This is a genomic window from Streptomyces sp. NPDC017202 (genome assembly GCF_044331705.1).
In the GTDB taxonomy this organism is placed as follows: Bacteria; Actinomycetota; Actinomycetes; order Streptomycetales; family Streptomycetaceae; genus Streptomyces.
The window spans coordinates 12,033-36,366 of record NZ_JBIRNP010000006.1 but is presented as its reverse complement, the minus strand read 5'-3'; the positions used below and the strand labels follow the sequence as shown (position 1 = coordinate 36,366).

Below are 24,334 nucleotides of genomic sequence, written 5' to 3'. Positions count from 1 at the left end.
GCGGCCCGGAACGGCTCCGGGTCGGCTCCGGATCGGGGTGCCGTGGGACACGGGCCGGGAAGAGGAACCGTCACGCACAACCCGCTGATCAGCGGGTTTGTTGCCAGTGACCACTGGCGTCGTGTGTGCGGTCGGTGAATCCCCGTTACCGACGGGTACCAAAAGCGTTCGCCACGTCATACCCTGCGGCTCATGACGGACTCGCAGGCCCCGGAGAAGACCGGTACCAACCCCCTCGCCCCGACCCCCGCCGGCGCCCGTACCGCCGCCGACGTGGTGACCCCCCAGCTCGTCGCCCACCTCACCAAGGGCGTCGCCGGCTCCGGGCTCACGGCGAACCACACGCCGTTCACCGGCGAGAAGCTCGCCGACCTGCCCGAGTCCACCCCCGAGGACGTGCGGCGGGCGTTCACCGAGGCCCGCGCCGCACAGGAGGTGTGGGCGCAGGTGCCGGTGCGGGAACGGGCCGCGGTCCTGCTGCGCTTCCACGACCTGGTGCTCCAGCGCCAGGGCGAGGTCCTCGACCTGATCCAGCTGGAGACCGGCAAGGCACGCCTGCACGCCCACGAGGAGGTGCAGGCGGTCGCCGTCGCGGCCCGCCACTACGGCCGCAAGGCCCCCGCCTACCTGCGGCCGAAGCGGCACGCGGGCGCCATGCCGACGCTGACCAAGGTCACCGAGCTGCGTCACCCGCGCGGGGTCGTCGGCCAGATCGCCCCCTGGAACTACCCGCTCGAACTCTCCGTCGGCGACGCGCTGCCCGCCTTCGTCGCGGGCAACGCGGTCGTCATGAAGCCCGACACGGAGACCTGCCTCACCGCACTGTGGGCCCGCGACCTGCTCATCGAGGCCGGGCTGCCCGCCGGGGTCTTCCAGGTCGTCATCGGCGAGGGCCCGGTCGTCGGCCCCGAGGTCGTCCGGCACGCCGACTACGTCTCCTTCACCGGCTCCACCCGCACCGGCCGCGAGGTCGCGCAGGGCGCCGCCGCCCGCCTGGTCGGCGTCTCCCTCGAACTCGGCGGCAAGAACGCCATGCTGGTCCTGGAGGACGCCGACATCGAGAAGGCCGCCGCCGGAGCGGTCCGCGCCTGCTTCTCCTCCGCCGGCCAGCTGTGCATCTCCATCGAGCGGCTGTACGTCCACGAGTCGATCGCCGACGCCTTCCTGGAGCGCTTCGCCGCCCGCACGAAGGCCATGCGCCTCGGGACCTCCCTCGCCTACGGCGCCGACATGGGATCCCTCGTCGGCGAACGCCAGCTGGAGACCGTGACCCGGCACGTGGACGAGGCCGTCGCCGCGGGCGCCCGGGTCGTCGCCGGCGGTGTCGCCCGCCCGGACATCGGCCCGTACTTCTTCGAGCCGACGATCCTCGACGGCGTCACGGAACCGATGTCCGTGTGCGGCGAGGAGACCTTCGGCCCGGTCGTCTCGGTCTACCGCTTCACGACCGACGACGAGGCGGTCGAACGCGCCAACGCGACGCCGTACGGCCTGAACTCCTCGGTCTGGACGAAGGACGGCCGGCGCGGCCGCGCGGTCGCCGCCCGCCTGCGCACCGGCACCGTCAACGTCAACGAGGGCTACGCCCCCGCCTACGGCAGCGTCCAGTCGCCCATGGGCGGCATGAAGGACTCCGGCCTCGGCCGCCGCCACGGCTCCGAGGGCATCCTCAAGTACACCGAGGCCCAGACGGTGGCCCAGCAGCGCCTGCTGCCGATGGCGCCGTCGCTGGGCATGGACGACGAGAAGTACGCGGAGTTCATGAGCCGCAGCCTGCGCCTGATGAAGGCGTTCCGCTTCCGCTAGACAGCACCCGTTCTCGACGAGGAGAGCACGTGTCACAGGAGAACTCCGCCCAGCCCCGGGACGAGGACGGCCCCGGCCGCCAGGACGCCACGGCCGACGCCGACCGCAACGCCGACGCCGCCGACGAGGCGTACGACTACGACGTCGTCGTCGTCGGATCCGGCTTCGGCGGCTCGGTCACCGCCCTGCGCCTCACGGAGAAGGGGTACCGGGTCGGCGTCCTGGAGGCCGGCCGGCGCTTCACCCGCGAGTCGCTCCCGAAGAACTCCTGGGACCTGAAGAACTACCTCTGGGCCCCCAGGCTCGGCATGTACGGCATCCAGCGCATCCACCTGCTGGGCAACGTCATGGTCCTGGCCGGCGCGGGCGTCGGCGGCGGCTCCCTCAACTACGCCAACACCCTCTACGTCCCGCCGAAGCCCTTCTTCGAGGACCCCCAGTGGCGGCACATCACCGACTGGCAGGAGGAGCTGGCCCCCTACTACGACCAGGCCACCCGCATGCTCGGCGTGCGCCTCAACCCGACGACGACCCCGTCCGACGTGCACCTCAGGGCGGCGGCCGAGCGGATGGGCGTGGGCGACACCTTCCACATGGCGCCGGTGGGCGTGTTCTTCGGGGACGGCGAGGACGCCGACGGGTCGGTGACGGCACGGCCCGGCGAGCAGGTCGCGGACCCCTACTTCGGGGGCGCGGGTCCCGCCCGCAAGGCCTGCACCGAGTGCGGCGAGTGCATGACCGGCTGCCGGCACGGAGCGAAGAACACCCTCAACGAGAACTACCTCTACCTCGCCGAGAAGGCGGGCGCCGTCGTCCACCCCCTGACGACGGTCGTCTCGGTCACCGACGACTCACGGGGCGGGTACGCGGTGGCGACCCTCCCGACCGACGACCGCCGCAGGTCGCGCGGCCGCACCTTCACGGCCCGCCGGGTCGTCCTCGCCGCCGGCACCTACGGCACCCAGACCCTGCTGCACCGCATGAAGGCGGGCCGGCAGCTGCCGTACCTCTCCGACCGGCTCGGTGAGCTGACCCGCACCAACTCGGAGGCGCTGGTCGGCGCCCAGACCGACGACCGCCGCTACCGCAGGGCGACCGGGCGGCCGAAAGCCGACTTCACGCGCGGCGTCGCGATCACGTCCTCGATCCACCCGGACCCGCACACCCACATCGAGCCGGTCCGCTACGGCAAGGGCTCCAACTCCATGGGCAGCCTGTCGATCCTCCAGGTGCCGTACGCGGAGGGCTCGTCGCGGGTCGCCGGCTGGCTGGCGAAGGCCGCCCGCCACCCCGTCCTCGTGCTGCGCTCCCTGTCCAACCGCCGCTGGTCGGAGAAGACCATCATCGGCCTGGTCATGCAGTCCCTGGACAACTCGCTGACCACGCACCTGAAGGAGAACGGCGTCGGCAAGGGCCTGCTCACCGCACGCCAGGGGCACGGCAGCCCCAACCCCAAGCAGATCAAGGCGGCCTCCCAGGCGGCCGACGCCCTCGCCGCCGAGATCAACGGCTTCGCCGGCTCCAACGTGGGCGAGCTGATGGGGACCCCGCTCACCGCCCACTTCCTCGGCGGCTGCCCGATCGGCGACTCCCGCGAGACCGGCGTCATCGACCCCTACCACCGGCTGTACGGCCACCCCGGCATCTCCGTCGTGGACGGAGCCGCCGTCTCGGCGAACCTCGGCGTGAACCCGTCGCTGACGATCACCGCCCAGGCCGAGCGCGCGATGTCGTACTGGCCGAACAGGGGAGAGCCGGACCCGCGCCCCGCGCAGGGAGCGGCCTACGAGCGGCTGAAGCCGGTGGAGCCGCGCGACCCGGCGGTCCCGGCCGAGGCGTTCGCGGCCCTGCGGCTGCCGTTCCTGGGAATGCCGGCGGTGCCACCGAAGAAGTAGCCGGACGCGGAGGCCGCACACGGGAGCCGCGGAGGCCGCACACGGAAGCAGCCATGGAGGCCGGCCGCCGAAGAGGAAGTCACCGGACACGAGAAGAGGGACCTGCGCCCCCCTCCGAGCGCAGGTCCCTCTCTCACGGTGGCCCCAGGGGCCTCGTCAGGCTTACGCCTGTGTCCTGCGGCGGCGCGCGGTGAACACCGCACCCGCACCGGCGACGACGGCGACACCGCCGACCAGGCCGATCATCGGCAGTACGGAGCTGGAGCCGGTCTCGGCGAGGCTGCCGGTGGCGGGGATCTCGTTGGCGCCGCCCTGCGGCTGCTTGCCGCCCGCGGGAGCCTTGCCCTCGCCCGGCTTGGCCTCACCCGGGTCGTCGTTGCTGCTGCCGGGCTTGAGCACGGTGAACTCGTAGAGCGCGAAGGAGCTGTGGACGCAGTTCTTCTCCTCGTCGACGTAGCCGCCGAGGCCCAGGGTGAAGCCGTCGCCGGCCGGGGCCTTCGCGGTGATGTCGACGCGGAGCTTGATGTCGACGGTCTCCTTGGGGCCGAGTTCCGTCTGGCCGAAGTAGAAGCCGTTGCCGAAGTCGTCCGCGATGGAGTCCCAGGCCTTGGCCTGCGGGTCGTAGTACTCGATCTTGGCGTAGGTGCTCAGCCAGGTCCGCTCGTCGTCGCTCATCGACTCGTTGTCGATGGCCGCGAGCCACTGCACGGTGCCCAGGGCCTTGTCGCTGTGGTTGGCGGCGGTGAGCTTGAAGGTGTGCCACCCGCTGCCTGCGACGATCTTGCCGGGCAGGCCGGACACGGACAGTTCCAGCTGGGAGTCGACGTCGACGCCGTCCTCGTCGACCGGGCAGTCGTCGGGGAACTCCGACGGCTCCCCGCCGGGCGTGGAGGACGCGGACGCCGACGAGGAAGAGGAGGAGGACGACGACGGGGAGCCGGTCGGCTTCGTGTCCTCGGAGGCGGACGCGGACGCCGAGCCCGACGCGGACTCGGAGGCGGACTCCGACGCGGAGGCGGACTCCGAGGAACCCGCCGAGTCGGACGGCGAGGCGGAGGTGCTCTCGGACGACGACGCGCTGGGCGACGCCGTGCCGCTCTCCTCGGCGAAGGCGGTCGGCGCCGACAGCAGGGCCAGCGGCGCGAGGACGGCGGTCGCGGCCATGGTCACCACGGCCCGGCGGAGCTTCATGAAAAGAGACCTCGATCGATACGGTGCGTCACGGCGGCCAGGCCGCGGCGCAGTTGAGGAGGCCTTCCGCATGGGGGAGCGGCTGACGGCCCTGAGTTCGCTAGGTGTGACCGACCGAGCCCGTGAAGAGTTGCCCTCTCTTCACACGCTTCTTATGTGGCATGCGTCACACCGGCGTGGCGAAGGGCCCCGCGGGACGGATCCGCGGGGCCCTTCCTTGCCGTCGGCACCGGCGTCAGGGCGGCGCCGGTGCCTGTGGAGCGGCGCCGGGGGGTCGCGCCGCTGGCTTGTCGAGCTTCCGCGTCCGCGCCGGTGGCCGTCGGGGCGCACGCGAGGCGCGCGACTGGTCTGGACCTTTGATGGCCGGTGGGGACACAACGCCCTCATCAGGTCACAGCACGGGAGAGTGGTGCAATGCGGTTGTCCCCGGCGGGACTTGGGGCTTTCTCCGCATCGTGCTGGATGAACGCGGCGCCCGCAACCGTTCGACCCGGCTCTGGTGCGTTTTCGCCGTTCCCGCCGGCCGGCCCCGGGCGTCCCCGAGGCCGGCCGTTCTCTTGGGTGACCGGGCTGCTGTCCCCTGCCGTCCGGTCACTTCCCCGGAGCGAGGTCCCACGGCGTACGGCACGACCCGTACGCCTCATCGCTCCAGTGAGCCACGCGTGGTTCTTCCGGGCCCGCCCCTGGCTGGAACGGACACCGGGACCAACGAAGCCGTCCCGGGCCGGTCACGCGCCGTACGGGTGAGAGGGGCACCGAACTCAGATGCGACCCCGGCACAGTTCGAGGAGCGTCATGGCGAGCGACGTGCCGGGCTTGCCGAGGGCCTGCCGGTAGTGGTCGAGGATCTCCATCTCGCGGGACAGGTTCACGCGCCGGCCGCCGGAGGTGATCCGGGCCTCCTGGATCACGGCGGACACGGCGACCCGTTCCTGGATGAGACCGATGATCCGGTCGTCGAGCGCGTCGACGCGCTCACGCGCGCCGGTGATCACGCCGGCGGCCTCGGGGGTGCGGGCGCCGGTCACGTCGGTGGCGGTCATGGGGGCTCCTGGAGTGGTGGGTGCGGATGCACCGGACCGGCAGGACCCGGGAGAAACGACAGGCGCCCCGGGCCTTGTCGGCCCGGGGCGCCTGGGAAGTCGCTGCGTCAGCTCAAGCAGCACGACCATGGCAGCCGGCGGGCCGGGTGCCATAGGTAAAGACGAAGGTCGCGTGCGAAAGCATGGGGCCAGTATGCCACGGCGGTTCACCGGCGACGGGGGGCCGCGGGCCCGGCGGTCCCCGGCGACGGGACCGGTCCCGCGCCCACCTCGGTAGAATTGGCCAGCACAGAGACCCCGCCCAAACCGCCGGAAGGCCCCCGTGTCAACAGCGACTCCCGCTGCCGCCGCCCCCGACACCGTCCTGGTCGTCGACTTCGGCGCGCAGTACGCCCAGCTCATCGCCCGTCGAGTCCGCGAGGCGCGGGTCTACAGCGAGATCGTGCCGAGCACCATGCCCGTCGAGGAGATGCTCGCCAAGAACCCGGCGGCGATCATCCTCTCCGGCGGCCCCTCGTCCGTCTACGAGGAGGGCGCCCCCCGCCTCGACCGCGCGATCTTCGAGGCCGGCGTCCCCGTCTTCGGCATGTGCTACGGCTTCCAGCTGATGGCGCAGACCCTCGGCGGCACCGTCGACAACACCGGCGCCCGCGAGTACGGCCGCACCGACCTGCACGTCTCCCGCGTGTCCTCCACCCTCTTCGAGGGCACCCCGGCCGAGCAGGCCGTGTGGATGTCGCACGGCGACGCCTGCTCCGCCGCCCCCGAGGGCTTCACCGTCAGCGCCTCCACGGACGTCGTCCCGGTCGCCGCCTTCGAGAACGACGAGAAGAAGCTCTACGGCGTCCAGTACCACCCCGAGGTCATGCACTCCACGCACGGCCAGCAGGTGCTCGAGCACTTCCTGTACCGCGGCGCGGGTCTCACCCCGGACTGGACCACCGGCAACGTCATCGACGAGCAGGTGGCCGCCATCCGCGAACTCGTCGGCGACAAGCGCGCGATCTGCGGCCTGTCCGGCGGCGTCGACTCCGCGGTGGCCGCCGCCCTGGTCCAGAAGGCCATCGGCTCCCAGCTGACCTGCGTCTACGTCGATCACGGCCTCATGCGCAAGGGTGAGACCGAGCAGGTCGAGAAGGACTTCGTCGCCGCGACCGGCGTCCAGCTGAAGGTCGTCGACGCGGAGGAGCGCTTCCTCACCGCCCTCAAGGGGGTCTCCGACCCCGAGGAGAAGCGGAAGATCATCGGCCGCGAGTTCATCCGCGTCTTCGAGCAGGCCCAGGCGGAGATCATCGCCGACGAGGGTCCCGAGGTCGCGTTCCTGGTCCAGGGCACCCTGTACCCGGACGTCGTCGAGTCCGGCGGCGGCACCGGCACCGCCAACATCAAGTCCCACCACAACGTGGGCGGACTGCCCGAGGACCTCGAGTTCCAGCTCATCGAGCCGCTGCGCAAGCTGTTCAAGGACGAGGTCCGCATGGTCGGCCAGGAACTCGGCCTGCCGGAGGAGATCGTCCAGCGCCAGCCGTTCCCCGGCCCCGGTCTCGGCATCCGCATCGTCGGCGAGGTCACCAAGGACCGCCTCGACCTGCTCCGCGACGCCGACGCGATCGCCCGCGAGGAGCTGACGGCGGCCGGTCTGGACCGCGAGATCTGGCAGTGCCCGGTGGTCCTGCTCGCCGACGTCCGCAGCGTGGGCGTCCAGGGCGACGGCCGCACCTACGGCCACCCGATCGTCCTGCGCCCGGTCTCCTCCGAGGACGCCATGACGGCCGACTGGTCGCGCCTGCCGTACGACGTCCTCGCGAAGATCTCCACCCGGATCACCAACGAGGTCCGTGACGTCAACCGGGTCGTCGTCGACGTCACCTCGAAGCCGCCGGGCACCATCGAGTGGGAGTGAGCCCTTCGGGCTTCAGGTCCGCCTGAGAGTGCGCACCGGCTCTCCGGGCTTCCAGACCTGGACGACCAGATAGGTGTCGTCCTCGACGTAGGTCCGCACGACCTCCGTCAGCTCGGTGCGGAAGAGGTGGAACGGCTGCGGCGGTTCCACCTCTTCCACGTACCCGGCCCGTGCCTCCCCGTCCTCGACCTCCACGGCCCGCCCGCCGACCCGTACGTCGCCGCCGCCCATCCCGGTGCCCTCGCCCGGGTTGGCCTGGAGCGAGAACCGGGGGTCGCGGCGCAGGTCGAGCACCTTGAGCGAGCCCGGCATCATGCCGAGCCACAGCTCACCGTCCAGGAAGCGCACCTCCAGGCCGCTGGTGCGCGGGGAGCCGTCCCCGCGCAGGGTGGCGAGGACGTGGTGCGTGAAGGCGCCGAAACGGTCCTCGACGACCCGTGCGAACTCCGGCTCCGCCCCGGCGAACACCGCCCAGTTCGCCCCTGTCGCAGAACGTGCTGTCATGCGTGCTGTCATACGGCGAGTGTGGCGCCGATACCGGACATCTTCTGTCCGGTATGGCGGGGACCGCGTGTCGCGGCGGGAGGATCAGACGGCGTGCGGCGCCGGGAGGATCAGACGGCGTGCGGCGCCGGCCGCACGTGGCGCACCCGGCCCCACCCGTCCGGCACGGCCGTGCAGCCCGCCGCGACGAGCTGCCGCGCCGGCTTCGCCCGGCGCGAGGCGTTCACCCGCAGGGCGCCCAGCAGACCCGGCGGGGTCAGGACGGCGAGCGGGAGCAGCACGGCGTACTTCCCGGTCGAGGGCGCCATCAGCGGGAACAGCGCGGCGGATCCCCAGGCCATGGCCGGCGGCTGCCCGCGGTTCACGGCCGCCTCCAGCGCCTCGTGACGGATGAGGGCCGTGAGCAGGCCGACGTCCGGCCGCGCTTCGGGGACCGGGGTGAGCGAACCGAGGGACATGCCCGGCACGGGACGCCCGGCGCCCGGGTCGGGGAAGGCAGCGGTGTTCGCCGCCGCCCGCTGCCGCGCCCAGGGGGGGCGATGTCGCGCACCAGGGTGACGTGGACGATCCGCTGCCTGCCGACCACGCGGACGCCCGCGTGCCGGAAGCCGTGGCACTGGGCGAGGTGCGCCGGCGCGCCGAAGGCCCGCCACTCGGCGAAGGGGTGGACGAGTCCGACCTCGTCGCGGCCGGTGATCTACCGCATGAGGGAGGCGAGATGCCGGTCGGCGCTGCTCACGTCGTGCTCCCCAGGTGACGGAAATCATCATCTTTGCATAACGACTCTGCCCTTTTTCCCTGACCGACGGTAACTTCCGCCCGTAACGCATCCCAGTGCTGGAGGACCGATGCACGGGCCCACGACTCCCGCCCCGCTGCCCACCGACCGACTGCGGTTCGCCATGCCGCCGATGCACGAATCGGTCGAGGACGAGCGCCGGCACCGCAGGGAACGGCTCGCGGGCGCCGTGCGGATCTTCGGCCGGTACGGCTTCGAGGACGGGGTCTCCGGGCACATCACCGCACGCGACCCCGAGTACAGCGACTGCTTCTGGGTCAACCCGTTCGGCGTGCCCTTCAAGCACGTCACCGTGAGCGACCTCGTCCTCGTCAACGCCGACGGGCAGGTCGTCGAAGGCCGCCACCACGTCAACCAGGCCGCCTTCACCGTGCACGCGCAGGTGCACGCCGCCCGGCCGGACGTCGTCGCCGTCGCCCACTGCCACTCCGTCCACGGGCGCGCCCTCGCCGCCCTCGGCGAACTGATCGACCCCATCACCCAGGAGAGCTGCGCCTTCTACGAGGACATGGCGCTGTACGACGCCTACACCGGCGTCGCCGTCGACGCCGAGGAGGGGCGGCGCATCGCGGCCGCGCTCGGCAGCCGCAAGGCGCTGGTCCTGCGCAACCACGGGCCGCTGACCGTCGGCGACTCGGTGGACGCGGCGGCCTGGTGGTTCCTGTCGATGGAACGCTCCAGCCAGGTCCAGCTCACCGCCCGTGCCGCCGGCCGCCCCGTCCTGATCGAGCACAAGGCGGCGGCGGCCACCCGGGAACAGCTCGGCGGCGACCTGGTGGCATGGATCAACTACCAGCCCCTGTGGCAGGACATCAGCCGCAGCGAACCCGACCTGCTCGACTAGCCGGGCCGGCACGGCGGGCCCGGGCTCCCCCGCGCCGCCCCGACCTGCCGGAGCGCGGCGGTGTGCCGTAGGGCACAATTCGCTGTCGTCGCAGGGGAGTTGTTCACGGGGTCGGGGGCCGGTTCTCACCGGGGCCACCAGCCGTACGGGTAGTGGGGAAGGCGGGCGTCGGCAGTGGCGGTGCAGGAGGCGGGACAGGGCCCGGAAACGGGCGCGCACGACGGGGGCTGTGCCTGCGGGGACTGCCCCCACGGGGCGCGCGAGGGGCACCGGCGGGCGGTCGCCGCCTTCCTGGCCAAGCGCGACGGGTTCGCCGCCGGACAGGGCCTGCCGGCCGCCGTCGCCCATTCGGCGTCCGCCTCCCGCCAATGGGTGTCGGAGGAACTGGCCCAGTCCGCAGAACTCGTCGCCGAACGCGGCCGCGCCGAGGGCGAGTCCTGGCTGAACCGCGTCCGGCTGCGTACGGCCCGCGCGGTCGGGGCCGCGGTCGTCGCCCTGCTGCTCGTGCAGTCCCTGACCGCGATCGGCGCCGGCTGGACCACGGCCCGCACCGCCGGACTGCTCGCCGCGCTGCTCGTCGGCGGCGCCCTGACCGCCGCCTCCTGGTTCCACCGCACGCGCGGCGGGGCGCTGGCCCCCGTGATCGGCGAGGACAACCGCCTGTCCACCTCCCGCACGGTCGCCGCCGCCTGGGTGCTGTTCGTGGTGTACGCGGTGCTGGTCCTGGTGGGCAGGCTGGCGGCCGCGTCCGGACCCGCCGAGCGCGACGCCCTGATCTCCGGACTCGACCTGGCGCGCGGCGCCGGCGCGGTGACCGTCCTCGCGGTGGTCTGCGCGATCGCCGTGCTGGTGCGGCGCGTGGTCGGTACGCGCGTCCTCGGCCAGCAGCTCCAGAAGGTCCGCGCGCCCCGGCCCCGCGCCGCCGACCTGTTCACCGACGACGCCGGCCGCGGCACCTTCGCCGACATCCAGTACGTCGTCATCAGCGCCGTCGCCCTGGCCTTCGCCGCCGTACGCCTCGCCCGCCGCCCCGACCAGCTGCCCGACCTGCCCTGGGGCCTCGCCGTGGTGGTCCTGGTGTCGGCCGCGACCTACCTCGCCGGGAAGTACGCCGAGGGCGGCCGGCCCGTGATCCTGTCCGTCGTCCGCTCCCGCGAGGCGGGCGACCTGGACGCCCCGATCCGCACCGGTGACGACATCGAGATCCGCGGCGCCGGATTCGTGCCGCCGGGTGCGCAGACCGCCGACCGCCTCTCCCGCATGGTCGTCCGCATCGGCGCCGTCCACGTCCATGTGCCCCTCGTCCCGGTCACGGGCGGCTTCAGCAACCCCACCGACGCGGTCCTCACCGTCCCGGTCCCGGTGGAGGTCGAGCCCGGCCGGGTGGAGGTACAGGTGGTCACCGCGGCCGGCGTGGAGACGAACCGCTACGCGATCGACGTGACGGACTGAGCCGGGCGGAACGGGGGCGAACGGGACCCGGACGCCCAGGGTCCGAACACCCAGGGCCCGAACACTAAGGGCCCGGAAGAGGTGTTCGGCAAGAGGTGTTCGGCGACCTGACCGACCATTGAGCGCACCACCCCTTCCGTACGTATGGTTTGTCGAAGGCTCCACCACTGCGGGCGACGGGCGGCTACGGGCGATGACTCACGGCAGGCGGACGGACACGTACCCCCTCCATCGCGACGGCGGCCGCGGCAGTCGGCGGGACACCGCCACCCGCTACGCCCTCCTCCCGCTCCGGATCTTCCTCGGCGTCACCTTCATCTACGCCGGCCTGGACAAACTCACCGACGGCGCCTTCCTCAAGGACAGCGGCGCCGGCTCGATCGGCGACACCATGCGGGCCGTACGGGACTCCTCGGCCATCCCCGCCCTGGTCGACCTCGCCCTGAAAAGCCCCACGGGCTTCGGCTACGCCATGGCCTTCGGCGAACTCGCCGTCGGCATCGGCACCCTTCTCGGCGTCCTCACCCGCCTCGCCGCCCTCGGCGGCGCGCTGATCTCCCTCAGCCTGTGGCTGACCGTGAGCTGGGCCTCCGACCCGTACTACTACGGCAACGACCTCGCCTACCTCATGGCGTGGCTGCCGCTCGTCCTCGCCGGTGCCCCGGTCCTCTCCCTCGACGCCGCCTGGCACACCAGGAGGCGTCAGCGGTCCGGAGGCTTCCTGTAGGCCGTACTGCCCCGGCACGGCCCCTTCCGGGGCAGTTCCTCCGCCGACCCCGGTCCCGCTCCCGATTCCGAGGTCAGCTTTCCGCCGGCCCCGCTCCCGCTCCCGGCCCCGCTCCCGTTCCCGTGCTCCGTTCCGCGGAGGCGCCCGGTCTTCCGTCCCGGTGTCCGCGGATCGCGCGGGCCACGAGGCCGGTGACGGCCGCCAGACAGAGACCCGCCACGACCACGGGTATGACGGCGAACCAGGGCGTCTCCCAGTGACCGCCCGCGTCACCCGCGTACAGGACTCCCGCCAGGACGAAGGCGGAGCCGGCGACCAGCCGGCCCGGCCGGAACTCATGACGCAGCACGGGCCACCTCCGCCTGTCCCGCCCCGACCTGGAGGTCGAGGTCGATCGTCCCGGTGTCCTTGCCGCCGGAGACGGGGGACAAGGTCACCTCCTTGTGCTTGCCCGGCTCCACGTCCACGTCCTTCTGGTCGTCACCCGGCAGCTGGATGTCGCCCAGGCCCACGTCGATCCGCACGGTCACCGTCACGTCCGGCGGCACGATCACCCGCAGCCGGCCGAGCCCCACCTCGGCGTCGGTGCTCACCGTCTGTCCCTTCGCGGGCCGGAGCCGGGAGAGGTCCAGGGTGGCGTCGCCGGTGCCGAGGTCGTAGCCCTCCCGGACGTCCGCCACCGCCGTGGGCCGCCACGTCGTGTCGACCCAGCGCGTGCCGACGTTCTTCGGCACGGTGGCCGACCCGGCGAGCAGGCCGGCCGTGACGATCGCCAGGAGGACCGACCCCGCGCCGGTGCGCCCCAGCAGCGAGCTGACCGCGATCCCCGTGCCGAGCACGACCAGCGCGACGGACAGGCCGGCCTGGAGGCTGGTGCCCAGCGGGTGCCCGTCCCAGGCGAGCCGGGTCGCCAGGCCGCCCGCGAGCAGCGCGAGCAGGAAGGACCAGCCGCCGATCCAGCGGGGACCGCGCGGCCGGGGCGCCCGGCCGTAGGGGGCGCGTATGGCCTCGCGGGTGTGCGCGTGCCCGGTGAGGTCCACGTCGATCGAGGACACGAAGTCCGGGGCGTCGGAGCTTCGGGGCCCCCACAGGTATCCCGTGCCGCCGTCGTGCGTGCCGTCCTTCACGATCGGGTCGCGCCACCAGGAGGGGTACGCGGCCGGGGCAGGGGGCGCCTGGGCCTCCGGCGGGGCGTCGGCGACGGCCTGGGCGGCGAGCGGGTCGGCGTCGGAGGCCTCCCGGTACCGCGACCAGTAGCCGGCGCCGGCCAGCAGGAGGGAGAGGACGACGGCGAAGGTGAGCACACCGCCGTTGTTGAGCATCGACAGGAACACCCCGCAGCCCACCAGCGCGAACAGCACGGCCGCGAGGGCCTGGCCGTCGACCCGGCCGGTCAGCAGCTTGCGCACCTCGTTCTGGCCGTCGTCGGTGTAGGGGACGAACAGCCAGGCGAAGCCGTAGAAGATGAGGCCGATGCCGCCGGTCGCGGAGAGCACGGCGAGCGTGATCCGGAAGATCACCGGGTCCATGTCGCACTGCCGCCCGAGGCCCGCGCACACGCCGGCGAGCATCTTGTGCTCGCGGTCGCGGCGGAACCGGTGCGGGGGGCGCTCGGCGAGGCCGGGGCCGCCGCCGGGGCCGCCGTCGGGAGGGGAACCGGGGCCGGGCGCCGACGCCCCGCCGTGGGCGCCGGCGGGCGGGGTGGCCGCGTCGGGTGCGCCGCTCCCGTCCGGTCCGGTGTCCGCGGCGTGCTGGTGATCCGTCATGGGTCCATGGTGGCGGGCGAGCGGCCCCGGCGGCAGTCGGAACGACCCTGGTCGGACCCTGATATCGGCCCTGAGCCGCCGCCCGGGACGCGTGCGACGTGCGGGGCCGTCGAAGATCAGGGGCGTCTCGGGGGCGAACCCTGATGCCCGGGACCTGCGGCCGTGTGACCATCGTTGGCATGCCGGAAGCCGCAACAGCGCCACTCGTCGAACCGCGGCCGCCGCGCAAGCTCTACCGCAGCGGCGACGGACGCTGGCTGGGTGGTGTGGCGCGGGGGCTCGCCGGACATCTCGGGCTGCCCGTGATCTGGGTGCGGCTCGTGTTCGTCGGCCTGTTCATGGCGGACGGCCTCGGCGCCCTGCTCTACGCGGCCTTCTGGTTCTTCGTGCCGCTGGGCATCGGCGGGGTCGGCGACCAGCGGCCCCCTTCCTTCGGCGCCACCGGGACCGCGCCCGACGGCCGCCGCAGACTCGTCGCCCGCAAGCCCGACAAGGGCCAGATCGTCGCCCTGCTCCTCATGGTCGTCGTCGCCATGGTCTTCGTCGGCAACGTGAACCTGGGCAGCGGCGCCAAGGCCTACCTCCTGCCCGCCGTACTGGTCGGCGCTGGGGTCGCCCTCGTCTGGCGCCAGGCGGACAACGCCCGGCGGGCCCGCTGGGTCGAGGTCGGCCGACGGCGCCGTACGCTCACGCTGCTGCGCGCCGGCGCCGGTGTCCTGCTGGTCACCGCGGGCGTCTCCGGCATCTTCGTCCTCCAGGGCTCCGCCGCCCACCTCGGCTCGGTCCTGCAGGCTGCCCTCGCCGTCCTGGTCGGCATCACCCTGCTCGCCGGGCCCTACCTGGTGCGCATGACGCAGGACCTGTCCGAGGAGCGGCTGATGCGCATCCGCGCGCAGGAGCGGGCCGAGGTCGCCGCCCATGTGCACGACTCGGTGCTGCACACCCTGACCCTGATCCAGCGCAACGCGGAGAACGCGGGCGAGGTGCGCCGCCTCGCCCGCGCCCAGGAGCGCGACCTGCGCACCTGGCTGTACAAGCCGGAGGGCACCGGCAAGGACGAGGCGGACGAGCCCACCGCCCTCGCCGACGAGGTCCGGCGCCACGCCGCCGAGGTGGAGGACAAGCACGGCGTCCCCCTGGAGGTCGTGGTCGTCGGCGACTGCCCGCTCGACGAGCGGCTGACCGCGCAGATGCAGGCCGCGCGCGAAGCGATGGTGAACGCCGCCAAGTACGGTGGCGAGGGCGGCGCCGTACAGGTCTACGCCGAGGTCGAGGGCAGGACGGTCTTCGTGTCCGTCCGGGACCGCGGTCCCGGCTTCGACCTCGACGCGATACCCGCCGACCGGATGGGCGTCAGAGAATCGATCATCGGCCGCATGGAGCGCAACGGCGGCACGGCGCGGCTCCGGGCGGTCCCGGACGGCGGCACGGAGGTCGAGCTGGAGATGGAGAGGGCGGAGAAGTGATGAGCGACCCGACCGAGACGAACGGCACGACGGGGGCGGCCCCGGCGGCCGCGCCCACGCACGGCGAGGGCGGCGCCGGACGGCACGTGCGGGTGGTCCTCGTCGACGACCACCGCATGTTCCGCACGGGCGTGCAGGCCGAGATCGGCCGGACCGAGGAGACCGGTGTGGAGGTCGTGGGCGAGGCCGCCGACGTCGACCAGGCGGTCACGGTCATCACCGCGACCCGGCCCGAGGTCGTCCTGCTGGACGTGCACCTGCCGGGGGGCGGCGGCGTCGAAGTGCTGCGCCGCTGCGCCCCGTTGATGAGCGACGCCGAGCGGCCCGTGCGTTTCCTCGCCCTGTCCGTCTCGGACGCCGCGGAGGACGTGATCGGCGTCATCCGCGGCGGCGCCCGCGGCTATGTCACCAAGACGATCACCGGCACCGACCTGGTCGACTCCGTCTTCCGCGTCCAGGAGGGCGACGCGGTCTTCTCGCCGCGGCTCGCCGGATTCGTCCTGGACGCCTTCGCCTCCACCGACGCCCCGCCGGTCGACGAGGACCTCGACCGCCTCACCCAGCGCGAGCGCGAGGTGCTGCGCCTCATCGCGCGCGGTTACGCCTACAAGGAGATCGCCAAGCAGCTGTTCATCTCGGTGAAGACGGTCGAGTCCCACGTGTCGGCGGTCCTGCGCAAGCTCCAGCTGTCCAACCGCCACGAGCTGACCCGCTGGGCGACGGCCCGCCGGCTGGTGTGACGGGGGAGCCTCAGGCCACCCGGGTGGCTCCCGCGTACGGCATCTCGTCGATCGGTGCCACGCGCACCGGGGCCGACGGGTTCGGTGCGTGGATCATCCTGCCGCCGCCGATGTAGAGCCCGACATGGGTGATGCCGGGGTAGAAGAACACCAGGTCGCCCGGCCGGAGTTCGGAGCGGGAGACGCGGCGCCCGGCGTCGATCTGGGCGTACGTCGTGCGGGGCAGGGAGACGCCCGCCGAGCGGTACGCCGCCTGGATCAGGCCCGAGCAGTCGAAGGCGTTCGGGCCGGTCGCCCCCCACACGTAGGGGCTGCCCAGCTTGGCGTAGGCGTAGGAGACGGCCGCCGCCGCGCGGGAGCCGGTCGCGGTGCCCGCGCCGGGGGCGGGCAGGTCGGCACGGGCTCCCGCCGAGGTCCGTGAGGCACGGGTGTCCGTCCCGCCGCCCGTGTCCGCGGTGAGCCGCGCCCGTTCCTCGGCCGTCAGCCGGTTCAGCAGGCGCCGCGCCGCACCCAGCTTGTCGGTGATCGTCTTCTTGTGCCGCTTCAGCTCCGCCTGACGCGTCTTGAGCGAGGTCAGCTGGACGCGTGCGGCGCCGCGCAGCTGCTCGATCTCCCGCAGCTGCCTGCCGACCCGGGTGACGGCGGCGGACTGGCGGTCGCCCGCCCGTTCGGCGAAGGCGGCGTTGTCGAGGTACTGGTCGGGGTCGTCGGAGAGCGCGAGCTGCACCGCCTGGTCGAGGCCGCCGCCGCGGTACTGCGCCGCGGCCATCGTCCCCAGAGCCTCGCGGGCCGTGTTGAGCCGGGCCTCCTTGCGCGCGGCCTCGTCGCGCAGTGTCTCCAGGCGCCGTTCGGCGGCCGTCGCCTTCTCCCGCGCGCCGTTGTACTTCTCGGTGGCGGCCTCGGCCTCCTGGTACAGCTTGTCCACCTTGGCCTTCACCTGTGCCGGGGTGGGGTTCGGCTCGGCGTGCCCGATCCCGTCGAAGGCGGTCGCGCCGGCCACACCGGCGAGGGCGAGGGTGGCCGCCGCGCGGGCCGTGTGGCCGCCGGCCGAACGCTGACGGGGCTTGCGGTGCGCTGCCACGTGGGACTGCACGTCCTTTCGTCGACCGCCTCGTCGGTACGGCCGCCGGGACCGGGGCCGCGGGGACGGGCCTCGGCCGCCGGGGGGAGCGGACGCACGGCCGCGCGGTGCGGCTGACGCGCCCGGCGACGCCCGCACGGGGGAGCGGAACGCCGCCGGACTCTCGGCGGTGGTGTCCGGCTGCCGCCCCGGGCCGGGCGGCGGTGGGAAGCCGGTCACCTGGGGGAGGACGCTAGGCCCGTTCGGGCCGGTCCGGTGACGCGATGTACGGAAGTGACAGGAGCGGACTGCCGGGTGACCGGAAGTGGCCGTACCGCCGGTCCAAGATCGTCGACTTCACGCGACGGGCCGACCGATGCGGTGAATCCGGGGCACCCCGGAGCGGCACGCTGCTATGCGGCGCACAGGTGCCCGAGGGTGCGGTGGGTGTGGGCCGGTGTCGGGAGGCGGCCGGCCCGGTGGCTAGCATCCGGCCTCATGGACGTACTCATCCACCTCTTCGTCGGCCTGCACATCATCGGCATCGCCGCGCTGCTCGGCGGTTTCCTCACGCAGCTGAAGGCGATGGGGCAGGGCACGGCCCGCTTCGTCCCCGCGATGCTGCACGGTGCCGCGACGATGCTGGTCACCGGCGTGATCCTGGTCGGCCTCAACCAGGCGGACGACCAGGAGGTCGACAACATCAAGATCGGGGTGAAGCTGGCCCTGCTGATCGTGATCCTCGGACTCGTCTACGTGAAGCGGGACGACGAGCGGGTGGAGAAGCCCCTGTTCGGCCTGGTCGGCCTGCTGACCGTGGCCAACGTCTTCATCGCGGTGCTCTGGACCTGAGCGACGCCCGCCCGCCCGCTACGCCCGCCCGCCCGCTACGCCCGCCCGCTACGCCCGTCCGCGACCGTGCCCGCGGTGACGGCCCGCCCGCCCGCGACCGTGCCCGCGGTGACGGCCCGCCCGTCCGCGACCGTGCCCGCCGCGACGGCCCGCCCGTCCGCGGCGACGGCCGGCCACGCCGCCACCGCGGCCCACAGCAGCACCTCCCCGGAGCCCCGCAGCCACGGCACGTCGACGGCGGCGGCGACCGACAGCGTCGCCACCGCCGTCATTCCACGGGAACACGGTCGCCCAGCGGCGCGTCCGGTGCGGGGCACGCCGCCGATGCCGGGAAACGTACGGAGGTTTCCTCAGGGCACGCGCGCGAGGGCGGCGTAATACGCGCGGTCGCGAGGAAACGCGGGCACAGGACACGCGCGGAGGCGCAGGACGACGCCCGCCCCCGCGCGCGGTGCTCCCTCAAGCCGGGCGCACCACGCTGTGGATCGACGACTCCCCGTCGTAGTAGATCGACTCCTCGCGCACGTACGCGCCGGGCTTCGGGGCGTGGATCATCATGCCGTTGCCTATGTAGATGCCGACGTGGGTGACGTCGGCGTAGAAGAAGACCAGGTCACCGGGTTGCGCGGCGGAGAGGGAGACCGTCGTGCCGGCGTTCACCTGGTCGTAGGTGACGCGCGGCAGGGAGACGCCGGCGGCCTTCCAGGCGGCCTGGGTGAGACCGGAGCAGTCGTAGGAGTCCGGGCCGGTCGCACCCCACACGTACGGCTTGCCGATCTGCGCGCGGGCGAACGCCAGCGCCCTCTCGGCCTTGGTGGCGTACGAGGAGTCCGTGGACGTGGAGGGGGACGTGGACGTGGCGGGGGACGACGAGGGCGTCGAGGTGCCGGTGCCCGCCGGATCCGACGCGCCGGCGCTCTCCTGCTGCGCGGCCGCCGTCCGCGCCGCCTGCTGCTCGGCCAGCTCGGCGGCCTTGCGGGCGGCCTCCTGCCGCTTCCGCTCCTCGATCTTCGCCAGCCGCGCCTTCTCCTCGGCCGTCAGCTGCGACAGCAGCGCGCGGGCGGAGCCGAGCTTCTTCTGGACGGCGGCCTTGGCGGTCCTCAGGTCGTTCTGCGAGTCGGTCAGCGTCTGGAGGCTCTGGGAGGCCTCCTGGCGCTTCTTCATCGTCTCCGCCTGGTCGGCGAAGTAGTCGTCGACCGCGCCCTTCTGGCGGTCGGTCACCCGCCCCATCAGCTGCGTCTGGTCGAAGTAGTCCTGCGGGGAGTCCGCGAGCAGGAGGGTCGCCGTGTCGGGGGCGGAGGCGCCGGTGCGGTACTGGGCGGCGGCGTAGGTTCCCAGCTGCTCGCGCGCGTCGTTGAGTTTCTGCGCGCGCTGTGCGACGTCGTCGAGGAGGGTGTCGACCTTCTTGCGCTGCTTGGTCGCCTTCTCCTTGGCGGCGTTGTACTTCTCGGTGGCCGACTCCGCCTGGCGGTAGAGGTCGTCGACCTTCTTCTCGACCTCCTCCAGGCTCGGCCTGTCGTCGGTGGAGGGGGCGGCGGTGGCCGTCTGGGAGAGCAGGGCCACCGAGGTGAGGGCGGCGGTGGCGAGAGCGGGCGTACGGATGCCTGCCATGCGCGTGCTCGCGGGACGCGGCTTGCGGTGCTGCGACGCCAAGGGAGGCGACTCCTTCCATGCTCCGCCTACCGGGTTAGCGGTGGGGGTGCCCCCAGGCCGTTCAGGCACTGGGGGAGGGTTCGGGCGGGAATGCTTCGGAAGGGTTGCCCTACGGCGCGTCCTCCCCGGAGGGGAGTGAGCCGATTCACCCCAAGGTCTCGGTGGGTCCCCGGCTCCGGCTGCCGCGGGGCACACCGGACTCGGCGGAGGCCGCACGGCCCGGCGGGTTCGCCGGAGGGGGTCGAGCGGCCTGCCCGGCACGGTAGCCAACTGGTGTGCCCCCTGTGAAGGTTGGTGGGTGATATGCCCGATACATTTTCGTGACCTCCGGGCGGTTCGCCGTCCGCGGTCACCGACGGTGCAAGGGGGGCGCCGGAAGGTGAGGGGCGGGGATGTTTCCCGGACGGCCTCGGGTTGTCGGTGGGGCGGCCTAGACTCGGAGAGCGATGAGCAGCCTCTTTGACGACAGCTTCCTGGCGGACCTCCAGGCCCCCCGCGGCCACGACGAGGAACCCCCGCCGCCGCCCGAGGACGATCACTCTCCGGAACCGGTTCCGGACGATCTGTTCGGCGGGAAGTTCGACGTGCCGCCGGACCGGGACACCCACTACCGCGACGGTGCCCCCCGCCCCCCGATCGACGCGGCGGCGCTCCTGGAGGGGCTCAACGAGAACCAGCGCGCGGCCGTCGTCCACTCCGACACCCCGCTGCTCATCGTGGCCGGTGCCGGCTCGGGCAAGACGCGCGTGCTGACCCACCGCATCGCCCACCTCCTCGCCGAGCGGCACGTCCATCCGGGCCAGATCCTCGCGATCACCTTCACCAACAAGGCCGCGGGCGAGATGAAGGAGCGCGTCGAGCAGCTCGTCGGCCCGCGGGCGAACGCGATGTGGGTGATGACCTTCCACAGCGCGTGCGTGCGCATCCTGCGCCGTGAGAGCAAGCGGCTCGGCTTCACCTCGTCGTTCTCGATCTACGACGCCGCCGACTCCAAGCGCCTGATGGCCCTGGTCTGCCGCGACCTCGACCTCGACCCCAAGCGCTTCCCGCCCAAGTCCTTCAGCGCCAAGATCAGCAACCTCAAGAACGAGCTGATCGACGAGGAGGACTTCGCCGTTCAGGCGGCCGACGGTTTCGAGAAGACCCTCGCGCAGGCCTACGCCATGTACCAGTCGCGGCTGCGCGAGGCGAACGCCCTCGACTTCGACGACCTGATCATGACGACGGTCAATCTCCTGCGCGCCTTCCCCGACGTCGCCGAGCACTACCGGCGTCGCTTCCGGCACGTCCTCGTCGACGAGTACCAGGACACCAACCACGCCCAGTACGCCCTGGTCAGGGAGCTCGTCGGCTCCGTCGAACAGCCGGTGGACGCACCGCGGAGCGCGCACGACCTGCCGCCCGCCGAGCTGTGCGTCGTGGGCGACGCCGACCAGTCGATCTACGCCTTCCGCGGGGCGACCATCCGCAACATCCTCCAGTTCGAGGAGGACTACCCGGACGCCACCACGATCCTGCTGGAGCAGAACTACCGCTCCACCCAGACGATCCTCACCGCCGCCAACGCCGTCATCGAGCGCAACGAGTCCCGCCGCCCCAAGAACCTGTGGACCAACGCGGGTGAGGGCGCGCGCATCACCGGCTACGTCGCCGACACCGAGCACGACGAGGCGCAGTTCGTCGCCGACGAGATAGACCGCCTCACGGACGCGGGCAAGGCCAAGGCCGGTGACGTCGCCGTCTTCTACCGGACCAACGCCCAGTCCCGCGTCTTCGAAGAGGTCTTCATCCGCGTCGGCCTGCCCTATAAGGTCGTCGGCGGCGTCCGCTTCTACGAGCGCAAGGAGGTCCGGGACGTCCTGGCCTACCTGCGCGTCCTCGCCAACCCCGAGGACTCGGTGCCGTTGCGCCGCATCCTCAACGTGCCCAAGCGCGGCATCGGCGAGCGCGCCGAGGCCATGATCGACGCCCTCTCCCAGCGCGAGAGGATCAGCTTCCCGCAGGCCCTCAAGCGCGTCGACGAGGCCTACGGCATGGCCGCGCGCTCCACGAACGCCGTCAAGCGGTTCAACACGCTGATGGAGGAGCTGCGCACGGTCGTCGAGTCGGGCGCGGGACCGGCGACCGTCCTGGAGGCCGTGCTCGAACGCACCGGCTACCTGGCCGAGTTGCAGGCCTCCACCGACCCGCAGGACGAGACCCGCATCGAGAACCTCCAGGAACTCGCCGCCGTGGCGCTGGAGTTCGAGCAGGAGTCCGGCGAGGGCGAGGCGACCGGCTCGCTCTCCGACTTCCTGGAGCGGGTCGCGCTGGTCGCCGACTCCGACCAGATCCCGGACGAGGGCGAGGACGGCTCCGGTGTCATCACGCTCATGACCCTCCACACCGCCAAGGGCCTGGAGTTCCCGGTCGTCTTCCTCACAGGCATGGAGGACGGCGTGTTCCCGCACATGCGCGCCCTCGGCCAGACCAAGGAGCTGGAGGAGGAGCGCCGCCTGGCCTACGTCGGCATCACCCGCGCGCGGGAGCGGCTCTACCTGACGCGCTCGGCGCTGCGCAGTGCCTGGGGGCAGCCGTCGTACAACCCGCCCTCGCGGTTCCTGGAGGAGATCCCGGCCGTGCACGTGGACTGGAAGCGGACGGGGGCGACCTCGCCCGTGTCCTCCGGCCCGGTGTCCGGGGTGGCGGCCTCGCTGTCGTCGTCCCGCTCGCGTTCCTCGGCGGCCGGCGCGTCCGGCTTCGCCACGCGGCGCACCGCGGAGAAGCCGGTGATCGCCCTGGCCGTCGGCGACCGCGTCACCCACGACCAGTTCGGCCTCGGCACCGTCGTCGGGGTGAAGGGCACCGGCGCCAACGCGGAGGCGACGGTCGACTTCGGCGAGGCCAAGCCGAAGCGGCTGCTGCTGCGCTACGCGCCGGTGGAGAAGCTGTAGCGCGCACGACATGAGCCCCCGGCGTCGGGTCGACGACGGGGGCTCATCGCGGAGTCGAGGGGGCTACGTCGGGTCGAGCCCGTGGCTGCGCAGCCACGGCAGCGGGTCGATCGCGGAGCTTCCGCCCGGCCGGACCTCGAAGTGCAGGTGCGGTCCGGTGGAGTTGCCGGAGTTCCCGGAGTACGCGATCGAGTCGCCGGCCTTCACCGTCGTACCGGAGGCGACGCGGTAGCTGGAGAGGTGGCAGTACCAGGTCTCCGTGCCGTCCTTCGCCGTCACGATCATCATGTTGCCGTAGGCGCTGTTCCACTGGGTGCGGACGGTGCCGTCGGTCGCCGCCATCACGGTGGTGCCGTAGGACACCGGGAAGTCGATGCCGGTGTGCTGGGACATCCAGTTGATGCCGGACTGGCCGTAGTAGGCGCTCAGGCCGTGGTTGCCGACCGGCAGCGCGTACTTGGGGCGCAGCCGCTCCTTGCGGGCCGCCTCCGCCGCCGCCTTCTTCTTCTCGGCTTCCTGCTGCGCCTTGAGGTCGATGCGTTCCTGCGTGCGGCTGGCCCGGTCGGCGAAGGCGTCGGCCTCGGCGGTGAGCGTCTGGAGCTGGGTGTCCAGCTTGTCGTTCGCGGCGGACGGCTTCACCGCCTGCGCCTCGGAGGCGGACGCCGTGGTGTCCTGGTCGTCGCCACCGGTCAGGGTGCCCACCGAGGCCGCCGCGATGCCGGCCACGCCCATGACGCACGCCGAGGGCACGGCCACCGTCAGCAGCGCGGAGCGCCGCGCGGGCGTACGGCGCCGGGAGCGGTTCGCGTTGCGGGTGGCGGCCCGTCCGAGCGGGGCCGGGACGGCCTCCTCCTGGTCGTCGAGGAGAAGCGAGGCGGCATCGGCCGACCCGTCGGCGCCGGGACCGGAGTCGTCGCGGCCGACCTGCTCGAAGGTGGCGGTGGCCTGCTGGTCGAAGGGGATCTCGGCCTGCTGGTCGAAAGCGGCCTCGCCCGGCTGTCCGTACTCGTCGCCGCTCTCCGTGGCCTCGCCGCCGTCGGAGTTCCACCGGGTCGCGTCGTAGGCGCCGGTGTCGAAGGTCTGCGTGCCCCATTCCCACTGCTGGGTCGGGTCGGCGGGGGCGCCGGTGTCGTCGGGCGCGCGCCAGGTGCCGGTGTCGCTCTCCGCGAGGGGGGAGCCCCAGCCGCCGTCGGCCGCCGTGGCCTGCGGCGGGATGCCCGACAGTTGCTGCTGGTCCGTGGACCAGGCGGTGGTGTCGTAGGCGCCCGTGTCGTAGACGGCGTGGTGCTGGGCCGCGTACGGGTCGTGGTTCAGGATCTGGTGGCTGCCCGTGGACCACTGCGTGGCGTCGTACACCCCGGCCGGGGCGGCCGGTGCGGCATCGCCCGGCATGTCGCCGAAGAGGGGGTCGCCCGTGAAGTGACCCGTGGCGTGCGCGCCGGTGTCGTAGGTGCCGGAGTCGTAGCCGTGGTACGTGGTGAGGTCGCCGTACTGGGCCTCCGGGGAGCCGTACGACGCCTGGTGCGCCGGTGCGGCGTCGGAAGCCGGAGCCGGGGTGGTCATGGTCCCCGACGGGTGACGGTCGTCCACCAACTTCTCTCTCGCCTAGACAACAGGGTCTGCCAGAGCACAACAGGGGCTGCCAGAGCAGTGCGGCGACTGTACCCGGCGGTATGCGGGCGCGACAATCTTCCGCAGGT

Annotated in this window: 21 protein-coding genes; 11 read left to right on the top strand and 10 right to left on the bottom strand. The window is 72.7% G+C overall.

Going from position 1 to position 24,334, the window contains the following annotated elements; genetic code table 11:
- The first annotated feature begins 192 nt into the window (after window positions 1-192).
- Window positions 193-1,806, top strand: coding sequence for a succinic semialdehyde dehydrogenase (locus tag ACH4N1_RS14280; protein ID WP_398097176.1), 1,614 nt, complete (start codon window positions 193-195; stop codon window positions 1,804-1,806).
- Window positions 1,807-1,835: 29 nt separating this feature from the next.
- On the top strand, window positions 1,836-3,701 hold the full coding sequence (locus ACH4N1_RS14275; RefSeq protein WP_398097175.1) for a GMC oxidoreductase: 1,866 nt from the start codon (window positions 1,836-1,838) through the stop codon (window positions 3,699-3,701).
- A 162-nt stretch (window positions 3,702-3,863) separates the two neighbouring features.
- On the opposite strand, the gene ACH4N1_RS14270 is transcribed toward ACH4N1_RS14275, so the two are convergent.
- Together ACH4N1_RS14270 and ACH4N1_RS14265 are read right to left on the bottom strand one after the other, a co-directional pair.
- Complete coding sequence (locus ACH4N1_RS14270) at window positions 3,864-4,892, bottom strand: LAETG motif-containing sortase-dependent surface protein (protein ID WP_398097173.1); 1,029 nt, start codon at window positions 4,890-4,892, stop codon at window positions 3,864-3,866.
- Window positions 4,893-5,653: 761 nt separating this feature from the next.
- Window positions 5,654-5,935 (bottom strand): chorismate mutase, encoded by a 282-nt coding sequence (locus ACH4N1_RS14265; RefSeq protein WP_398097172.1) that lies wholly within the window; start codon window positions 5,933-5,935, stop codon window positions 5,654-5,656.
- 322 nt (window positions 5,936-6,257) lie between these two features.
- Here ACH4N1_RS14265 and guaA point away from each other — a divergent pair, with 322 nt between their 5' ends.
- Entirely contained in the window at window positions 6,258-7,838 is a 1,581-nt protein-coding gene (gene guaA, locus ACH4N1_RS14260; protein WP_398097171.1) for a glutamine-hydrolyzing GMP synthase, read from the top strand.
- 12 nt (window positions 7,839-7,850) lie between these two features.
- Here the strand turns inward: guaA and ACH4N1_RS14255 are convergent, their stop codons facing one another.
- Both ACH4N1_RS14255 and ACH4N1_RS14250 read right to left on the bottom strand, forming a co-directional pair.
- Window positions 7,851-8,342 carry a pyridoxamine 5'-phosphate oxidase family protein gene (locus ACH4N1_RS14255; protein ID WP_398097169.1) on the bottom strand — a complete coding sequence of 164 codons (492 nt, stop codon included), beginning with the start codon at window positions 8,340-8,342 and terminating at the stop codon, window positions 7,851-7,853.
- A gap of 110 nt (window positions 8,343-8,452) precedes the next feature.
- Window positions 8,453-8,800, bottom strand: a complete 348-nt coding sequence (locus ACH4N1_RS14250) for a hypothetical protein (RefSeq protein ID WP_398097167.1) — start codon at window positions 8,798-8,800, stop codon at window positions 8,453-8,455.
- Window positions 8,801-8,901: 101 nt separating this feature from the next.
- On the opposite strand from ACH4N1_RS14250, the gene ACH4N1_RS14245 reads away from it, so the two are divergent.
- From ACH4N1_RS14245 to ACH4N1_RS14230, 4 genes are all read left to right on the top strand, one after another.
- Window positions 8,902-9,099 (top strand): hypothetical protein, encoded by a 198-nt coding sequence (locus ACH4N1_RS14245; protein ID WP_398097165.1) that lies wholly within the window; start codon window positions 8,902-8,904, stop codon window positions 9,097-9,099.
- Between the two features lie 91 nt (window positions 9,100-9,190).
- Complete coding sequence (locus ACH4N1_RS14240; RefSeq protein ID WP_398097164.1) at window positions 9,191-9,985, top strand: class II aldolase/adducin family protein; 795 nt, start codon at window positions 9,191-9,193, stop codon at window positions 9,983-9,985.
- Window positions 9,986-10,159: 174 nt separating this feature from the next.
- Window positions 10,160-11,437: a hypothetical protein gene (locus ACH4N1_RS14235; RefSeq protein ID WP_398097162.1), complete on the top strand. Its 1,278-nt coding sequence runs from the start codon at window positions 10,160-10,162 to the stop codon at window positions 11,435-11,437.
- A 193-nt stretch (window positions 11,438-11,630) separates the two neighbouring features.
- A complete protein-coding gene (locus ACH4N1_RS14230; protein WP_398097161.1) occupies window positions 11,631-12,164 on the top strand; it encodes a DoxX family protein in 534 nt (177 codons plus the stop codon).
- 73 nt (window positions 12,165-12,237) lie between these two features.
- Here ACH4N1_RS14230 and ACH4N1_RS14225 read toward each other — a convergent pair whose 3' ends face one another.
- A complete protein-coding gene (locus tag ACH4N1_RS14225) occupies window positions 12,238-12,513 on the bottom strand; it encodes a hypothetical protein (RefSeq protein WP_398097159.1) in 276 nt (91 codons plus the stop codon).
- Window positions 12,500-13,930 (bottom strand): PspC domain-containing protein, encoded by a 1,431-nt coding sequence (locus tag ACH4N1_RS14220; protein WP_398097157.1) that lies wholly within the window; start codon window positions 13,928-13,930, stop codon window positions 12,500-12,502. Before ACH4N1_RS14220 ends, ACH4N1_RS14225 begins: the two co-directional genes overlap by 14 nt.
- Window positions 13,931-14,109: 179 nt before the next feature.
- Between ACH4N1_RS14220 and ACH4N1_RS14215 the strand changes: the two genes are divergently transcribed.
- On the top strand, window positions 14,110-15,396 hold the full coding sequence (locus ACH4N1_RS14215) for a PspC domain-containing protein (protein WP_398097155.1): 1,287 nt from the start codon (window positions 14,110-14,112) through the stop codon (window positions 15,394-15,396).
- Entirely contained in the window at window positions 15,396-16,136 is a 741-nt protein-coding gene (locus ACH4N1_RS14210) for a LuxR C-terminal-related transcriptional regulator (protein ID WP_398097153.1), read from the top strand. Before ACH4N1_RS14215 ends, ACH4N1_RS14210 begins: the two co-directional genes overlap by 1 nt.
- 10 nt (window positions 16,137-16,146) lie before the next feature.
- Here ACH4N1_RS14210 and ACH4N1_RS14205 read toward each other — a convergent pair whose 3' ends face one another.
- A complete protein-coding gene (locus ACH4N1_RS14205) occupies window positions 16,147-17,217 on the bottom strand; it encodes an NlpC/P60 family protein (protein ID WP_398097151.1) in 1,071 nt (356 codons plus the stop codon).
- 477 nt (window positions 17,218-17,694) lie between these two features.
- Between ACH4N1_RS14205 and ACH4N1_RS14200 the strand changes: the two genes are divergently transcribed.
- Window positions 17,695-18,048: a hypothetical protein gene (locus ACH4N1_RS14200; RefSeq protein WP_398097149.1), complete on the top strand. Its 354-nt coding sequence runs from the start codon at window positions 17,695-17,697 to the stop codon at window positions 18,046-18,048.
- A 35-nt stretch (window positions 18,049-18,083) separates the two neighbouring features.
- On the opposite strand, the gene ACH4N1_RS14195 is transcribed toward ACH4N1_RS14200, so the two are convergent.
- Window positions 18,084-18,311, bottom strand: coding sequence for a hypothetical protein (locus tag ACH4N1_RS14195; protein WP_398097148.1), 228 nt, complete (start codon window positions 18,309-18,311; stop codon window positions 18,084-18,086).
- A 196-nt stretch (window positions 18,312-18,507) separates the two neighbouring features.
- Window positions 18,508-19,659 carry an NlpC/P60 family protein gene (locus ACH4N1_RS14190; RefSeq protein ID WP_398097525.1) on the bottom strand — a complete coding sequence of 384 codons (1,152 nt, stop codon included), beginning with the start codon at window positions 19,657-19,659 and terminating at the stop codon, window positions 18,508-18,510.
- Window positions 19,660-20,147: 488 nt separating this feature from the next.
- Here ACH4N1_RS14190 and pcrA point away from each other — a divergent pair, with 488 nt between their 5' ends.
- Window positions 20,148-22,634 carry a DNA helicase PcrA gene (gene pcrA / locus ACH4N1_RS14185; RefSeq protein WP_398097146.1) on the top strand — a complete coding sequence of 829 codons (2,487 nt, stop codon included), beginning with the start codon at window positions 20,148-20,150 and terminating at the stop codon, window positions 22,632-22,634.
- A 63-nt stretch (window positions 22,635-22,697) separates the two neighbouring features.
- On the opposite strand, the gene ACH4N1_RS14180 is transcribed toward pcrA, so the two are convergent.
- Window positions 22,698-24,197 carry a M23 family metallopeptidase gene (locus tag ACH4N1_RS14180; protein ID WP_398097144.1) on the bottom strand — a complete coding sequence of 500 codons (1,500 nt, stop codon included), beginning with the start codon at window positions 24,195-24,197 and terminating at the stop codon, window positions 22,698-22,700.
- Window positions 24,198-24,334: the final 137 nt, after the last annotated feature.

Bases quoted from the DNA above. Each gene is read 5' to 3' on its own strand.
- ACH4N1_RS14180 (WP_398097144.1), bottom strand. From the start codon at position 24,197: ATGACCACCCCGGCTCCGGCTTCCGACGCCGCACCGGCGCACCAGGCG.
- ACH4N1_RS14215 (WP_398097155.1), top strand. From the start codon at position 14,110: ATGCCGGAAGCCGCAACAGCGCCACTCGTCGAACCGCGGCCGCCGCGC.
- ACH4N1_RS14265 (WP_398097172.1), bottom strand. From the start codon at position 5,935: ATGACCGCCACCGACGTGACCGGCGCCCGCACCCCCGAGGCCGCCGGC.
- ACH4N1_RS14240 (WP_398097164.1), top strand. From the start codon at position 9,191: ATGCACGGGCCCACGACTCCCGCCCCGCTGCCCACCGACCGACTGCGG.
- ACH4N1_RS14250 (WP_398097167.1), bottom strand. From the start codon at position 8,800: ATGTCCCTCGGTTCGCTCACCCCGGTCCCCGAAGCGCGGCCGGACGTC.
- ACH4N1_RS14280 (WP_398097176.1), top strand. From the start codon at position 193: ATGACGGACTCGCAGGCCCCGGAGAAGACCGGTACCAACCCCCTCGCC.
- ACH4N1_RS14190 (WP_398097525.1), bottom strand. From the start codon at position 19,659: ATGGCAGGCATCCGTACGCCCGCTCTCGCCACCGCCGCCCTCACCTCG.
- pcrA (WP_398097146.1), top strand. From the start codon at position 20,148: ATGAGCAGCCTCTTTGACGACAGCTTCCTGGCGGACCTCCAGGCCCCC.
- ACH4N1_RS14210 (WP_398097153.1), top strand. From the start codon at position 15,396: ATGAGCGACCCGACCGAGACGAACGGCACGACGGGGGCGGCCCCGGCG.
- ACH4N1_RS14230 (WP_398097161.1), top strand. From the start codon at position 11,631: ATGACTCACGGCAGGCGGACGGACACGTACCCCCTCCATCGCGACGGC.
- ACH4N1_RS14270 (WP_398097173.1), bottom strand. From the start codon at position 4,892: ATGAAGCTCCGCCGGGCCGTGGTGACCATGGCCGCGACCGCCGTCCTC.
- ACH4N1_RS14255 (WP_398097169.1), bottom strand. From the start codon at position 8,342: ATGACAGCACGTTCTGCGACAGGGGCGAACTGGGCGGTGTTCGCCGGG.
- ACH4N1_RS14200 (WP_398097149.1), top strand. From the start codon at position 17,695: ATGGACGTACTCATCCACCTCTTCGTCGGCCTGCACATCATCGGCATC.
- ACH4N1_RS14220 (WP_398097157.1), bottom strand. From the start codon at position 13,930: ATGACGGATCACCAGCACGCCGCGGACACCGGACCGGACGGGAGCGGC.